Here is a 13,780-nt window from a genome sequence, read left to right on the forward strand (position 1 = left end):
GTGTGCTTGATTGCTTGCGTAAAGGCGGGCCTTCCGGCCCTATCGGAAGATGAGCTCTTCCGCCCACATGCCACTGGCAGTTCGCACGCGCGATCCGATGCGGTTCGCTGAACACGGTGCCGAACGCCTCGACTTTGCAGCCCTGCTGATGCTCGGTGAGATCGAGCGGGCGGTGGCCGCCCTGCCATGCGATCGCCCCGGAGTGCGCCTCACTGGCCTTTCAGCACTTTCCGGGCTGCTCGGCCCCGATGGCGAAATTGGATCGCAGGTCGCGCAATTCTGCGACGGTGCGCCGCAGCACGTCCGCGCGATCTTGTTCGACAAGACCCAAGCGATCAACTGGTCACTGACATGGCATCAGGACCGCACGATCTGTATCCGCGAACGTCGCGACGTGGCGGGATTTGGGCCGTGGACGGTCAAGTCCGGCTTGCTCCATGTCGCCCCGCCGTTCGACCTGCTCGAACGAATGGTGACGATCCGAGTCCATCTGGACGATGTGCCCGCCGACAATGCGCCGCTCCTGATCGCACCAGGCTCGCACCGGTTCGGTCTCGTCCACGAAGATCGGATCGAGGCGGTCGTCGGCCAATGCGGGGTTCATGCCTGCACGGCGTTGGCGGGTGACATCTGGGTCTATGCCACCCCGATTCTGCACGCATCCGACGCCGCCGCAATCCCGCGCAGGCGGCGCGTGCTGCAGGTGGACTATGCGGGATTCGATCTGCCCGGCGGCCTCCAATGGTCAGGCATCTGACGCGTCTGTGGTCGACGGCGCGTCGCCCGGCGTCAAAGTCCCAGCGCAAAGATGGTCGCTGTCAGGGGTGGAGCGGGAGGCAGATCAGAGTGGGGGTAAGCAGATGACCTCCCCCTCCTCTTTCTTCCTTCACCTGACGCAATGGCCCGGACGCGTAGGCGCGGGATGGCCCGACAAGCCTAAAACCGAGCTCCATCACCGCATTCAGCCGGGGTAGGCCGGCGAATGTTTCACCCAGCACATGTCGACAGCCTGAAGCGCGGGCATGGTCGATCCGTGCCACGTCGAGTAATCGGCTCAGCCCCTGTCCGCCATGCGATCGCGCGACGACCAGTCGCGTCATTACCGCAATCGGCCCGGCCAGATCGGGCGGCAACACGCCTTCGTAAATCTCCGCATTGGGTGCATCTGCCAACCGGTCATGGATGGTCAGCCGCGCAGCCGCGATAATCTGTCCGCCGTCACGAATTGCCCAATGGCAGGCGGTGGCGTCGTGCGAATCCCGCCACTCGGCGATATCGGGGAAATAGTCGGTCCGGGTCCGCCACGCTGCAACGCGAAGGCGATAGATCGCCGCCAGATCTTCGGCCGATTCCACGCGCTCGACGATAAAAGGTCGTGGCATCGGACCGTCCGACAAACCGTTATCGAACACTGCCGTCCCCATTGCCAGACGCGGCAGCGCTACCATCACATCGCAGCAAACGCGACGGTCGCTTTCAGATGATTGGCGTCAGCGAAGGTTGCCGTCACCAAGCGCCGTCGCCAGCCAATCGGGGACGATCGCATCGCCCAGCGCCTCCACGCGGCGATGTTCGACCATCAGGGCGAGATCGGGATAGGTGGCGCGGGTGCGGTCGCCCGGTTCGCCGAGCGGGGCGACGACCAGGCGGCGATTGACCTTCGCGCGCCAATTCATCCGCGCGGTGTTTTCCTGCCCGACATAGCAGCCCTTGGCGAAGCTGACTCCGTTCAGCTCGGCGGCGTTGCATTCGAGCCAGAGGGTCTTGTCCTGGCCGAGTTCGTCAGCGCCCTCGGTCACGCCGAGGCGGAGGCGGTGTTTGCGCCACCCCGATGCGGGTTCCCCATCGGCATCCCCCAGCCATCGATGGCCTAGTGCGGCCAGTCTTGGATCTGCCACGCCTCGTCCAGCGTCAGCCGACCAATGCACCCCGCCTTCCGTTGCCGCGATCGTGATCGGGCGGCGCAGGCGGTAGATCGACAGGCGGCGGATCAGCGCATCGCGCTGCGCCGCCTCGCAATCGATCAGAATGTCAGCATCGTCAGCCCATAGGATGAAGTCGAACAACGCCTTACCCTGTGGCGAGAGCAGCCCCGCCCAGAGCGGCGCATCGGGCTGCACCGCGTTCACATCCTGCGTCACCAGTCCTTGCAGGAAGCCGCGCACATCCTCCCCGGAAACACGGATCAGGGCGCGGTCGGGGAGCAGGGTGGCATCAGTCATGGCGAACAGGTAGGAGGCGGGGCAGGCAAGCGAAAGAGGCTGATATGGCGACGTTCGATCTGAAGCTCACCGGTGGCACGGTGCATCTGCCCTCTGGGCCGGCACAGGTCGACATTGGCGTGCGCGACGGGAAAATCGTCACGATCGGTGCGAGCGGGGACGCGGGTGAGACGATCGACTGCACCGGCCTCGACATACTGCCCGGCGTGATCGACAGCCAGGTGCATTTCCGCGAGCCGGGCCTTGAGGCCAAGGAAGACCTCGAATCCGGCAGCCGCGCCGCCGTGCTGGGCGGGGTCACTGCGGTCTTCGAAATGCCGAACACCAAGCCCAATACCGACAGCGCCGATGCGGTGAACGACAAGCTGGCCCGCGCGAAGGACCGCATGTGGTGCGATCACGCCTTTTACGTCGGCGCGACCAACAGCAATGCCGAGCATCTGGCCGAGCTGGAGCGGATGCCGGGCACGGCGGGGGTCAAGATCTTCATGGGCGCATCGACCGGCGACCTGCTGGTATCGGACGATGCCAATCTGGCGCGGGTGCTGGCATCGGGACATCGCCGCGTTGCGATCCATGCCGAGGACGAGTTCCGCATGAACGACCGCGAGGGCGAACGCGTCGCGGGCGATCCCTCCTCGCACCCGGTGTGGCGCGACGATGAGAGCGCGATCCTGGCGACCCGGCGCATCCTGAAGCTGGCGCGCGAAGCGCGGCGGCGCATCCATGTGCTGCATGTGACGACGCCGGCGGAGCTGGAATTGCTGAGCCAGCACAAGGACATCGCGACGTGCGAGGTGACGCCGCAGCATCTGACGCTGGCCGGCGAGGACGCCTATCCGCGCCTTGGCAGCTATGCCCAGATGAACCCGCCGATCCGCTCGGCCGCGCATCGCGACGGGCTGTGGCACTGGCTCAATCAGGGCGTGCCCGATGTGCTCGGGTCCGACCATGCCCCGCACACAATCGAGGAAAAGGCGCGACCCTATCCGGGGTCGCCAAGCGGGATGCCGGGGGTGCAGACGCTGTTGCCGCTGCTGCTCGACCATGTGGCGAAGGGGCGCACGACGCTGGCGCGGCTGATCGACCTCACCAGCGCGGGGCCGCAGCGGGTGTTCGGGCTGGTCGGCAAGGGGCGGATTGCGGCGGGATATGACGCGGATTTCACCGTGGTCGATCTGAAGAAACAGTGGACGGTCGAGGAAGACTGGCTCGCGTCGCGCTGCGGGTGGTCGCCGTTCACGGGGGATCAGCTCACCGGCAAGCCGATCGGGACGATCATCCGCGGGCGTCAGGTGATGTGGGACGGGCAGCTGGCGAACAGCGCGCATGGGCGTCCGGTGCGGTTCGAGGCGGTGGAGTTCGGGTGAGCTAACTGTGTTGCTGCCGGGTTGCGGAGGTTCTTGTGTTCAGATTCAAATGCGGGAGCTGCGACGAATGGCATGAAGGCATGCCGAGCTTCGGTGCGGTCGCGCCGCTATATTATTACGCGATTCCAGAGTCGGAGCGGGACCGGCGATGTGAGCTGACCAGTGACACCTGTATCGTCGACGACCAGTTCTTCTTCGTGCGCGGTGTCATCGAAATCCCGGTCGAGGGCGAGTCCGAGTCACTGACCTGGGGTGTCTGGGTGTCGTGGAGCCGCGCGAATTTTGACGAGTATGTCCGTCATTTTGAATCGGATGGCCGTGCGGATCTAGGCCCGTATTTTGGCTGGCTCTCCGCAGAGTTTATTGTCTATCCGGAGTCGGAGAACCTCAAGACCCGAGCGCATCTGCGTGGGCCGGGGATGCGCCCGCTCATAGAGCTGGAGCCGACCGATCACCCGCTTGCCGTTGAACAGCGGCATGGTATCACCGTTGAGCGGGTCGCGGAAATATATGCGACTTATATGCACGATGCGAGCGAGTGAGCTGGCTCTAACCAACAGCTACGCGTCCACCGCTTCCCGCTCGGCCTGTTGCCGCATCCACATCTCGGCGTAGGTGCCGCGCCGTTCGAGCAGTTCGGCGTGGGTGCCCTGTTCGGCGATCCGCCCTTCCTCCAGCACCACGATGCGGTCGGCGTTGACCACGGTCGACAGGCGGTGGGCGATGACGATGGTGGTGCGGCCGCGCTCGATGGCTTCCAACGTGTCGAGGATCTCGGCCTCCGTCCTTGAGTCGAGCGCGCTGGTCGCTTCGTGGAGGATCAGGATCGGCGGGTTCTTCAGCAGGGTGCGGGCGATGGCGACGCGCTGCTTCTCGCCGCCGGACAGCTTGAGGCCGCGCTCGCCGACGCGAGTGTCATAGCCGTCGGGCATCGATTCGATGAAGCCGGCAATCGCTGCGCCGCGGGCGGCCTGTGCAACCTCATCCGGCCCCGCGCCTTCGCGGCCATAGGCGATGTTGTAGCCGATCGTGTCGTTGAACAGCACCGTGTCCTGCGGGACGATGCCGATCGCGGCGCGCAGGCTGGCCTGCGTCACCTGGCTGATATCCTGCCCGTCGATCGTCACGCGCCCGCCGGTGAGGTCGTAGAAGCGATAGAGGATGCGCGCGAGCGTGGACTTGCCCGCGCCCGAGGGGCCGACGATCGCGACGGTCTGGCCGGGGCGGATGACGAGGTCGATGCCCTTCAAAATATCGCGATCGGGGTCATAGCCGAAGCGGACATCTTCGAACCGAACCTCGCCGCGGTCCACCACCAAAGGCGGCGCGCCGGGGGCGTCCTTTACCTCGGCGCTGGTGTCGATCAGGTCGAACATCGCGCCCATGTCGATCACACCCTGACGGATCGTGCGATAGACCCAGCCGAGCATGTCGAGCGGGCGGAACAGCTGGCTGAGCAGGGTCGAGACGAACACGACGTCGCCCGCGGTGAACTCGCCGGTGGACCAGCCCCAGGCGACGACGCCCATCCCTGCACCGAGCATCACATTGGTGATCAGCGACTGGCCCATGTTGAGCCAGGCGAGCGAATTTTCCGACTTCACCGCCGCTTTCGCGTAGGATTCGACCGCGCGCTCGTAGCGGTCGGATTCGCGCTGTTCGGCGCCGAAATACTTCACTGTCTCGAAATTCAGCAGCGAGTCGACCGCGTGCGCGACCGCACCGGTGTCGAGGTCGTTCATCTGCTCGCGCAGCTTGGCGCGCCAGTCGGTGACCCAGCGGGTGAAGGCGATGTAGATGACGACCATCGCCATGGTTGACGCGACCAGCCACCAGCCGAACTTGCTGCCGAAAATCTGCAGTACCAGCGCGAGTTCAAGGATCGTCGGGGCGATGTTGAACAGCAGGAAATAGAGCATCGAATCGATGCTTTTGGTCCCGCGTTCGACCACCTTGGTCACCGCGCCCGTGCGCCGTTCGAGATGGAAGCGCAGCGACAGCTGGTGCAGGTGGCGGAAGGTGACGATGGCGAGTCGCCGCGTCGCATCCTGCCCGACCTTTTCGAACACCGTGTTGCGCAGATTGTCGAAGACGGTGGTGAACAGCCGCGCGGCGGCATAGCCGATCACCATCAGGATCACGAAGGTGATGACGCCGCGCTCACCGATCGACATCGCATCGACCACGGCCTTGAGCGCATAGGCTGCGCCATAGACCTGCACGACCTTCGACAGCACGACCAGCGCCAGCGCGATGATGATGCGCGCCTTCAGCCCCGGCTGTCCGTCGGGCCAGAGATAGGGGAGGAAGCGCCGGAGCGTGGCGAACAACGGGCGTTCGCCGCCGGAGCGGGCGGTATCGGGAGGCATTGCGGCTATCTGGGGCCGCAGCCACCGGGATGCAATGAAACAAAACGCACCCGCCATCCGTTGAAAGGGCGAGGAGCGAGATGATGGACCCGGTTTTCTACGTGATGGCCATTCTTGGCTGCGGCGACTTCCAAGAGCAATGCCAGCAAGCCCGGATCGAGCCAGTCCGGTATGAGAGTGCGGCGCAATGCCAGGCGGCGATGGCTCAAGTGCTGCCGCGCCACACCGACCTGTCCTATCCGACCATCGCTGCGACCTGTCAGCGGCGCGGCGAACAGATGGCGCGCAGCGAGGCCAAACCGCGCCATTACTGATGTCTGGTTACTGCGGACGCGTCCAAAGTTCTGGCGCGCGCGGGCGCTGAACATAGAGCTTTCGGCGCAGGCTAGCCTGACCGAACGCGCGGGCGATCCAGCCGATCTTCTGCCGCTTGCTGGTTCCAGCACGATGGTCCCAGGCATGATCGCCACGCTCGACCACTTCGCGCGCGATGTCCCCGTAGATCCCCGCTGCCGCCAGCACCGCCCAGGCTGACCGAAAGCCGAGCGCGGGGGTGCCTAGCCGCGCACTGTCCTCATGGGCCTGCGCCAGTTCGCCCAGCCATCGCGCCATCACCGTCAGCCGTGACCGAAATGGCGGCTTCATATGCTGGCCGGGCGGGATGTCCATTTCGACCAGCCAATCCATCGGCAGGTAACAACGGCCGATGCGGTCATCCGCCTCGATATCGCGCGCGATATTGGCGAGCTGGAACGCCAGGCCGAGGTCACAGGCGCGGTCGAGTGTCGCCTTGTCCTGCGGGTCGACCCCCATCACCACCGCCATCATGCACCCGACCGCTCCCGCGACATGGTAGCAATATTGCAGCAGGTCATGTTCGGAGCGGGGAAACCAGCCTTTGGCGTCGAGCGCGAAGCCATCGACCAGGTCATGCGCGAAGCGATGCGGCATGCGCGTTTCGGCGGCGACGATGCGCAGCGCCTCGAACGCCATCTCGCCGGTCGGTTCGCCTGCCAGCGCCTTGTCGGTCAGCGTGCGGATGCGCGCGAGCGCGGCGGCGGGGTCTTCGACCACGCGGGCGTCATGGCCCAGTTCCTGCCCATCGGCGATGTCGTCGCACGCGCGGCACCAGGCATAGAGCAACCAGGCGCGCTCGCGCGTGACCGGATCGAACAGCTTGCTGGCCGCCGCGAAACTCTTCGAGCCCTTGGCGATACTCTCCCGCGCGGCCGCCACGACGGCGTCGCGGCTTGGCGCGGGGTGGGTCACAGGTCCTTGCTGCCGATCTGGCCGACCGTCTGGGTCGGCACATGCGCCGCCATCTTGGCGAGCAGTCCGTCGAGCTGGTCGTCGATGATCAGGATCGAGCGGTGCTGCGGGCGCAGGAAGCCGACCTCCCCCATCTTGGCGACGAATTCGATCAGTCCGTCATAATAGCCCGCGACGTTGAGCAGGCCGACCGGATTGGCGTGATAGCCGATCTGCGCCCAGCTCATCGCTTCCCACAATTCGTCCATCGTGCCTGTCCCGCCGGGCAGGGTGATGAAGCCATCGGACAGGTCGGTGAACGCCTGTTTGCGCTCATGCATCGTGCGCACAACGTGCAGCTCGGTACAGCCGCGATGTGCGACTTCGGCATCGACCAGCGCCTGCGGGATCACCCCGATCACCTCGCCACCCGCTTCCAGTGCGCTATCGGCGATCGCACCCATCAGGCCGAGCCGCCCGCCGCCATAGACCACGCCGATCCCACGCTCCGCCAGCGTACGGCCGACCATCTGCGCATTTTCGATATAGACCGGATCCGCCGGGGTGGCGGAGCCGCAATAGATGGCGAGGCGCTTCACGGGTTGGGCTGCTCCAGCATCAGCGCGGCGGTTGCCTTGGCGCTGCCGACCACGCCGGGGATGCCTGCGCCCGGATGGGTGCCGGCACCGACGAAATAGAGGTTGGGGATCGAATCGTCGCGATTGTGCGCGCGGAAATAGGCGCTCTGCGTCAGCACTGGCTCCAGGCTGAACGCACTGCCCAGATGCGCGGCGAGATCCTGCGTGAAATCGGGCGGCGCATAGCTGAACTTGGTGACGATCCGGTCATGGATGTCGGGGATCAGGCGGCGGCCGACTTCGTCCAGGATGCGCTTTTCGAGCAGCGGGCGGACCGTGTCCCAGTCGACCGGTGCCTTGCCCATATGCGGCACGGGGGCGAGCGCGTAAAAGGTCGAATGCCCCTCCGGCGCCATCGATGGATCGGTGATGGTGGGATGGTGCAGGTAGAGCGAGAAATCCTCGCTCACCACGCCATGCTTGTAGATGTCGTCGAGCAGCCCCTTATAGCGCGGGCCGAACAGGATCATGTGGTGCGGGATGCCGGGCCACGTGCCCTTGACCCCGAAATGCACGACAAACAGCGAGGGTGAGAAGCGCTTGCGCTCAAGCTTGCCGGCGGTGCGCTGGGCGCTGCGCGACCCCTTGAGCAGGTCGCGATAGCTGTGGACGATGTCGGCGTTGCTGGCGATGGCGTCCGCCTCGAACCGCTTGCCCGATTTGGTGCGCACGGCGGTTGCGCGCTCGCCCAAAGTCTCGATTTCCTCGACGCCATCGCCCAGCACCAGCGTGCCGCCGAGCCGCTCGAAATGTCGGACCATCCCCGCGACCAGCCGGTTGGTGCCGCCCATCGCGAACCACACGCCGCCATCGCGCTCCAGCTTGTGGATCAGCGCATAGATTGCGCTGGTGGTCATCGGATTGCCCCCGACCAGCAGCGTGTGGAACGACAGCGCCTCGCGCAGCTTCTCGTTCTTCACGAAGCTCGAGACCATCGAATAGACGCTGCGCCACGCCTGATACTTCATCAGCGCGGGCGCCGCCTTCACCATCGAGGTGAAGTCGAGAAACGCGACATGGCCGAGCTTTTCATAGCCCTCGCGATAGACCCCGGCCGAATAGTCGAGGAAGCGGCGATAGCCGGCGATGTCGGCAGGATCGAGCTTGGCGATCTCCGCCGTCAGCACGCTGTCGTCGTTGGTATAGTCGAAATTGGTCCCGTCCGGCCAGTTAAGGCGATAGAAGGGCAAGACCGGGGTCAGCGTCACATCGTCGGCCATGCGATGGCCCGACAGCGCCCACAATTCCTCCAGCGCCTCGGGCGCGGTAATGACCGTGGGGCCAGCGTCGAAGACGAACCCGTCCTGTTCCCAATAATAGCCGCGCCCGCCGGGCTTGTCGCGCGCTTCCACCACCACGGTGTCGACGCCCGCCGATTGCAGGCGGATGGCCAGCGCCAGACCGCCAAACCCCGCTCCGATCACTACTGCACGCTTCATTTGCTCGACCCCCTGATCGCCGCGAGCGCGCGCTTGACCGGCACCGGCGGTTTGCCGGCGAGAACACGGGCGCGATCGAATAGGCTGGACTGAGCGCTATAGAAGCGGGCGACGAGCCCCGCGTCCAAGCGATAAAATCGTTCAAGCACGCGATAGCGCTCACCCGGCTCAGCGGCGCGGAACAGCATCGCACTGAGCATGCGGTAAAAGCCGCGCTGTCGCCACACGCGGCGCGCATGACCATAGGTCAGGTCGTGCAGCGCGGCGCCCGACAGGTCGCGCGCATTGCCGATCAGCGCGGCGAGCCGCACCGCATCGGGCAGCGAATAGCCGGTGATCGGCTGAAACAGCCCGGCGCGCATGCCGGCCTTGGCGACGCGATTGCCGCCGGACTTCCAATATTCGTCGAAATCGCCACCCAACGGGATGGGCAGCGACCCCATCTCCTCGCGCATCACCCCCTCGACGATGATCCCGCGCGCGCTCGCCCAGGCGTCGATCCGCTTGGTGTAGGCGGCGATATCGATGTCTGGCGTGTCGCTGTAATAGGTGTCTTCAAGGAACAGCCGCGTCGCCGCGAAGGGCAGCGCATACATGAAGCGATAGCCGTCGATCTGCGCGACGGTCGCGTCCATGATCACTGGGCGCTTGAGCGCATGCGGCTCGGCCAGCGCGAGTTCGCGCCCGACGAATTTCTGCCAGCCCAGCTCGAGCTTGGACAGATCGGCGGGACCGCGGCAATCGATCACCCCGCCCGCCTCGATCCGGTCGCCATCGGCGAGCACGACCGCGCGCGCGCTAGCGCCCAGCACCTTGCGCCGGGTCATCACCGCACCCTCCGGCATCGCGGCGCGCACCACCTGGTCGAACCGATCGGATTCGATCGAATAATAGGCCGATTTCAGGGTGCGGGCGTGCGCGGGGAAGTGGACGTCGTAGCTGGTCCAGCCATAGGAAATCAGCGGGGCGACCAGCCAGCGATCGGCGGGTGCCACGTCACTGGCAAAGAACGACCAGAGGTGGTTGCCGCCAATGCTTCGCCCGCCTTCGATCAGGCGGACGTCGAGCGCCGGATGTTTGCGGCGCAGCGCGAGCGCGATCAGCCCGCCGGCAAGTCCCCCTCCGACAATGGCAACGTCGCAATGGATGATCGCTGGCATCGCCGCCGCCTAGCGGATCGCCGCGCATGGTAAAAGCCCCGCTTGCTGCGTGCGCGAACCTTTCTATCGTGCCCGCGCGTTGCACTGCCGCAATCGATGAGGGTCAAGATGCGGACAGCAATCGTAACGGGCGGGGCGCAGGGGATCGGGCGCGGCGTGGTCGAGCGGCTGTTGGGGGAAGGCTGGGCGGTGATGGCGATCGACCTTGACCGGGTCGCGCTGCGCGAGCTGGCCGATGCGCATGCGCCGCGTCCGTTGCTGACGCATCAGGCCGATGTCGGCGAAGAGGCGGCAGTGGCGGAGCTGTTCACGGCCTATGCGGCGTGGCGCAATGAGATCGGCGCGGACGGTCTCGACCTGCTGGTCAGCAATGCCGGGATCGCCGATCCGGTCAGCGGCCCGATCGAGACATTGAGTCTAACCGACTGGCGGCGCTGGCAGGACAGCCATGTCACGGGCGGCTTCCTGATGACGCGCGGAGCCGTGCCGCTGCTACGCGAGGGGGGCGGGTCGATCCTCTTCATCGCCTCCACCCGCGCCTTTCAGTCGGAACCCGAGACCGAAGCCTATGCCACGGCCAAGGGCGGACTGGTCGCGCTGACCCATGCGCTGGCGGTCAGCCTTGGCCCCGACGTCCGTGTCAACGCGATCTGCCCGGGCTGGATCGAGACCGGGCCATGGCAAAAGGCGTCGGCGCGATCGGAGCCGGAGCACCGCCCGATCGACCGCGAACAGCACCCCGTTGGCCGCGTCGGGACTCCGGACGATATTGCCGATGCTGTGCTCTACCTCACCGATCATGCCGGGTTTACGACGGGTCAGGCGCTGGTGATCGACGGCGGGATGAGCCGGCGGATGATCTATGCCGACTAATCTCCATTTCGCGCAAACCGGCCCTTGACCACGAGTCGCGCGCCGTGCTGTCATAGACATGTCACGGCTGGCGGCGAATAAGCCCCGGTCGCGAGCGACGCGCGGCGAGAGAGGGGGACCATGTACCATCCCGATCTGATCCGACATCCGGAAGGGTGCCCGGCGCTCGTGCTCAATGCCGATTACACGCCCTTGTCCTATTATCCGCTCAGCGTCTGGCCGTGGCAGACGGCGATCAAGGCGGTGTTTCTCGACCGGGTCGATATCGTCAGCCATTATGAGCGGGAAGTGCGCAGCCCGACTGCGTCGATCAAGCTGCCGAGCGTGATCGCGCTCAAACAATATGTGCGGCCTTCGCAATTCCCGGCCTTCACGCGCTTCAACCTGTTCCTGCGCGACAAGTTCGAATGCCAATATTGCGGCAGCCACCGCGACCTGACCTTCGACCATGTCATTCCGCGCGCGCAGGGCGGGCGGACGACGTGGGAGAATGTCGCGACCGCCTGTGCCCCGTGCAATCTGAAGAAGGGCGGGCGCACGCCGAAACAGGCGGCGATGCCGCTGTTCATGCCGCCGATCCGCCCGACCAGCTGGCAGCTGCAGGAACATGGCCGGCGCTTCCCGCCCAATTATCTCCACGATACCTGGCGCGACTGGCTCTACTGGGATGTCGAGCTGGAGGCATAGCGCTTCCCCACCATTCCATCGTCACGCCGGACTTGTTCCGGGGTCCACTGCGCGGCAAGGTCGGCATTCCAGGTTCTTGCGATGCGCGCGCGGATGAGTGGACCCCGGCACAAGACCGGGGTGACGATTAGAGGTGAAGCGGAATGACGGGATTCACGGTCGATCGGCGGACAGCGCTGGCGCTTGGGGTTGGCGGCGCGGCGAGCCTTGCGCTTCCCGCCTGGGCGCAGCAAGCTGCTCCCGCGACGCTCGATGCCGCCGTGGACCCGATCGTCGCCGGCTTCATGCGCGCGTTCGAAACGCCAGGCATCGCCGTCGCGGTGGTGCGCAAGGGGGAGCCGGTCTGGCTCAAGGGCTATGGCGTCCGCACAATGGGCCGCCCCGGACCGGTCGATATCCACACCCGCTTTGGCATCGCGTCGAACAGCAAGGCGTTCACCGCTGCGGCGCTCGCGATGCTGGTCGAGGAGGGGAAGCTCGGCTGGGACGACCGGCTGACGCAGCATATGCCCGAGTTCAAGATGGCCGACCCTGCTGTCACCAGCCTGTTCAACGTGCGCGATTTGCTTGTGCACCGCTCGGGGCTTCCGCTCGGTGCGGGCGACCTGCTCTATTTTCCGCGCTCCAACCGCACCGTGCAGGATGCGGTACGCGCACTGCAGTTCCTTCAGCCGGTGCGCCCGTTCCGCGGCGGCTATGATTACGACAATATCCTCTACATCGTTGCGGGCGCGCTGATCGAAGCCAAGTCGGGGATGAGCTGGCGTGACTTCATCCGCACGCGGATGCTCGAGCCGCTCGGCATGGCCGATGCGGTGCCGTCGCTGGAGCTGCTCAAGACGAGCAATGTCGCGGGCCGCCATGCGCGCCTTGGGCCGCCGGTGCGCGGGGTCGGGCCGATGCAAGTGATCGAACCCGATGAATCGCCGGTCGTCGACGCCGGGGCAGGGATCAACGCCAGCATCGCCGATGTCGCCAAATGGCTGGAGGTGCAGCTGGCGCTCGGCGCCCTTCCCAGTGGCAAAAGGCTGTGGAGCGCCGACAGCGCAACCACGATGTGGACCCCCCAGGTCGTAGTAGCATCGAGCGATGGCCCAACCGCCCTCAACCCGGTGCGGTCGATTATGCAAGGCTATGCGCTCGGCTGGTTCGTCCAGGATTATCGGGGCCGCCGCCTGATCAGCCATTCGGGCGGGTTGTCGGGGCAGGTGACCCAGACCGCACTGATCCCCTCCGCCGGGATCGGCGTCGCGGTGCTCACCAATACCGAAGACAGCGTGTCAGGTGGAATCCGCAATGCGCTGCTCGACCATCTGCTCGGTGTGCCCGCCTATGACTGGGTTGCCAATTATGTGGCGCGCAGCAAGCTTGCGACCGAAAGTGCGGTGGCGGCGCTGGGCGATGGCGACGCACAGCGGCCGGCGGGTGGCCCCAGCCTGACGCTCGCCGACTATGCCGGGCGCTACCGCGATCCCTGGTATGGCGATATCGTTGTCACCGAACGCGGCGGCGCCTTGTCGATCGACTTCGCGCCGCATCCGCAATTCGCCAGCCGGCTCGAGCCATGGGGCAAGGACGCGTTCCGCACGCGGATGACGCCGGGCAAGGGCGAGGACGCGGTCATCAGCTTCGCCATCGCGGACGGCAAGGTCACCGGGGTGACGATGAAGGCGCTCTCCCCGCTCGCCGATTTCAGCTATGACTATCATCATCTGGCATTTGTGCCGGTGGAGTGACGTGATCGAATCGCGATGACCATGACGGACAGGGCGCA

General features: G+C 65.6%; 14 protein-coding genes. 7 read left to right on the forward strand and 7 right to left on the reverse strand.

Annotated features, from left to right (window positions below):
- Positions 1 to 49 precede the first annotated feature (49 nt).
- On the forward strand, positions 50 to 757 hold the full coding sequence (locus tag ACRYLO_RS16730; RefSeq protein ID WP_482661190.1) for a phytanoyl-CoA dioxygenase family protein: 708 nt from the start codon (positions 50 to 52) through the stop codon (positions 755 to 757).
- A 61-nt stretch (positions 758 to 818) separates the two neighbouring features.
- On the opposite strand, the gene ACRYLO_RS16735 is transcribed toward ACRYLO_RS16730, so the two are convergent.
- Entirely contained in the window at positions 819 to 1,382 is a 564-nt protein-coding gene (locus ACRYLO_RS16735) for a GNAT family N-acetyltransferase (protein ID WP_482661191.1), read from the reverse strand.
- 108 nt (positions 1,383 to 1,490) lie between these two features.
- The gene (gene ygfZ / locus ACRYLO_RS16740) at positions 1,491 to 2,222 is read right to left on the reverse strand and encodes a CAF17-like 4Fe-4S cluster assembly/insertion protein YgfZ (protein ID WP_482661192.1); all 732 of its coding nucleotides are present in this window, start codon (positions 2,220 to 2,222) and stop codon (positions 1,491 to 1,493) included.
- 44 nt (positions 2,223 to 2,266) lie between these two features.
- Here ygfZ and ACRYLO_RS16745 point away from each other — a divergent pair, with 44 nt between their 5' ends.
- Positions 2,267 to 3,592: a dihydroorotase gene (locus tag ACRYLO_RS16745; protein WP_482661193.1), complete on the forward strand. Its 1,326-nt coding sequence runs from the start codon at positions 2,267 to 2,269 to the stop codon at positions 3,590 to 3,592.
- A gap of 35 nt (positions 3,593 to 3,627) precedes the next feature.
- Positions 3,628 to 4,134 (forward strand): DUF2199 domain-containing protein, encoded by a 507-nt coding sequence (locus tag ACRYLO_RS16750; protein WP_482661194.1) that lies wholly within the window; start codon positions 3,628 to 3,630, stop codon positions 4,132 to 4,134.
- Between the two features lie 18 nt (positions 4,135 to 4,152).
- Here the strand turns inward: ACRYLO_RS16750 and ACRYLO_RS16755 are convergent, their stop codons facing one another.
- Positions 4,153 to 5,961 carry an ABCB family ABC transporter ATP-binding protein/permease gene (locus ACRYLO_RS16755; RefSeq protein ID WP_482661195.1) on the reverse strand — a complete coding sequence of 603 codons (1,809 nt, stop codon included), beginning with the start codon at positions 5,959 to 5,961 and terminating at the stop codon, positions 4,153 to 4,155.
- Between the two features lie 83 nt (positions 5,962 to 6,044).
- Between ACRYLO_RS16755 and ACRYLO_RS16760 the strand changes: the two genes are divergently transcribed.
- Positions 6,045 to 6,275: a hypothetical protein gene (locus ACRYLO_RS16760; RefSeq protein WP_482661196.1), complete on the forward strand. Its 231-nt coding sequence runs from the start codon at positions 6,045 to 6,047 to the stop codon at positions 6,273 to 6,275.
- 7 nt (positions 6,276 to 6,282) lie between these two features.
- Here the strand turns inward: ACRYLO_RS16760 and ACRYLO_RS16765 are convergent, their stop codons facing one another.
- From ACRYLO_RS16765 to crtY, 4 genes are read right to left on the reverse strand one after another with little or no spacing between them, the layout of a single operon-like run.
- Positions 6,283 to 7,230: a phytoene/squalene synthase family protein gene (locus ACRYLO_RS16765; RefSeq protein WP_482661197.1), complete on the reverse strand. Its 948-nt coding sequence runs from the start codon at positions 7,228 to 7,230 to the stop codon at positions 6,283 to 6,285.
- A complete protein-coding gene (locus ACRYLO_RS16770; RefSeq protein ID WP_482661198.1) occupies positions 7,227 to 7,808 on the reverse strand; it encodes an LOG family protein in 582 nt (193 codons plus the stop codon). The genes ACRYLO_RS16765 and ACRYLO_RS16770 overlap by 4 nt, the downstream gene beginning before the upstream one ends.
- The gene (locus tag ACRYLO_RS16775) at positions 7,805 to 9,286 is read right to left on the reverse strand and encodes a phytoene desaturase (protein WP_482661199.1); all 1,482 of its coding nucleotides are present in this window, start codon (positions 9,284 to 9,286) and stop codon (positions 7,805 to 7,807) included. Before ACRYLO_RS16775 ends, ACRYLO_RS16770 begins: the two co-directional genes overlap by 4 nt.
- A complete protein-coding gene (gene crtY / locus ACRYLO_RS16780) occupies positions 9,283 to 10,446 on the reverse strand; it encodes a lycopene beta-cyclase CrtY (protein WP_482661200.1) in 1,164 nt (387 codons plus the stop codon). The genes ACRYLO_RS16775 and crtY overlap by 4 nt, the downstream gene beginning before the upstream one ends.
- A gap of 108 nt (positions 10,447 to 10,554) precedes the next feature.
- On the opposite strand from crtY, the gene ACRYLO_RS16785 reads away from it, so the two are divergent.
- The 3 genes from ACRYLO_RS16785 (at position 10,555) to ACRYLO_RS16795 (ending at position 13,742) form a co-directional block, all read left to right on the forward strand.
- Positions 10,555 to 11,319: an SDR family oxidoreductase gene (locus tag ACRYLO_RS16785; protein WP_482661201.1), complete on the forward strand. Its 765-nt coding sequence runs from the start codon at positions 10,555 to 10,557 to the stop codon at positions 11,317 to 11,319.
- A 120-nt stretch (positions 11,320 to 11,439) separates the two neighbouring features.
- A complete protein-coding gene (locus tag ACRYLO_RS16790; protein WP_066662179.1) occupies positions 11,440 to 12,006 on the forward strand; it encodes an HNH endonuclease in 567 nt (188 codons plus the stop codon).
- 143 nt (positions 12,007 to 12,149) lie between these two features.
- Positions 12,150 to 13,742: a serine hydrolase gene (locus tag ACRYLO_RS16795; protein WP_482661202.1), complete on the forward strand. Its 1,593-nt coding sequence runs from the start codon at positions 12,150 to 12,152 to the stop codon at positions 13,740 to 13,742.
- The last annotated feature ends 38 nt before the right edge of the window (positions 13,743 to 13,780 follow it).

The sequence above is a fragment of the Sphingomonas sp. SDUR79 genome, assembly GCF_056821745.1.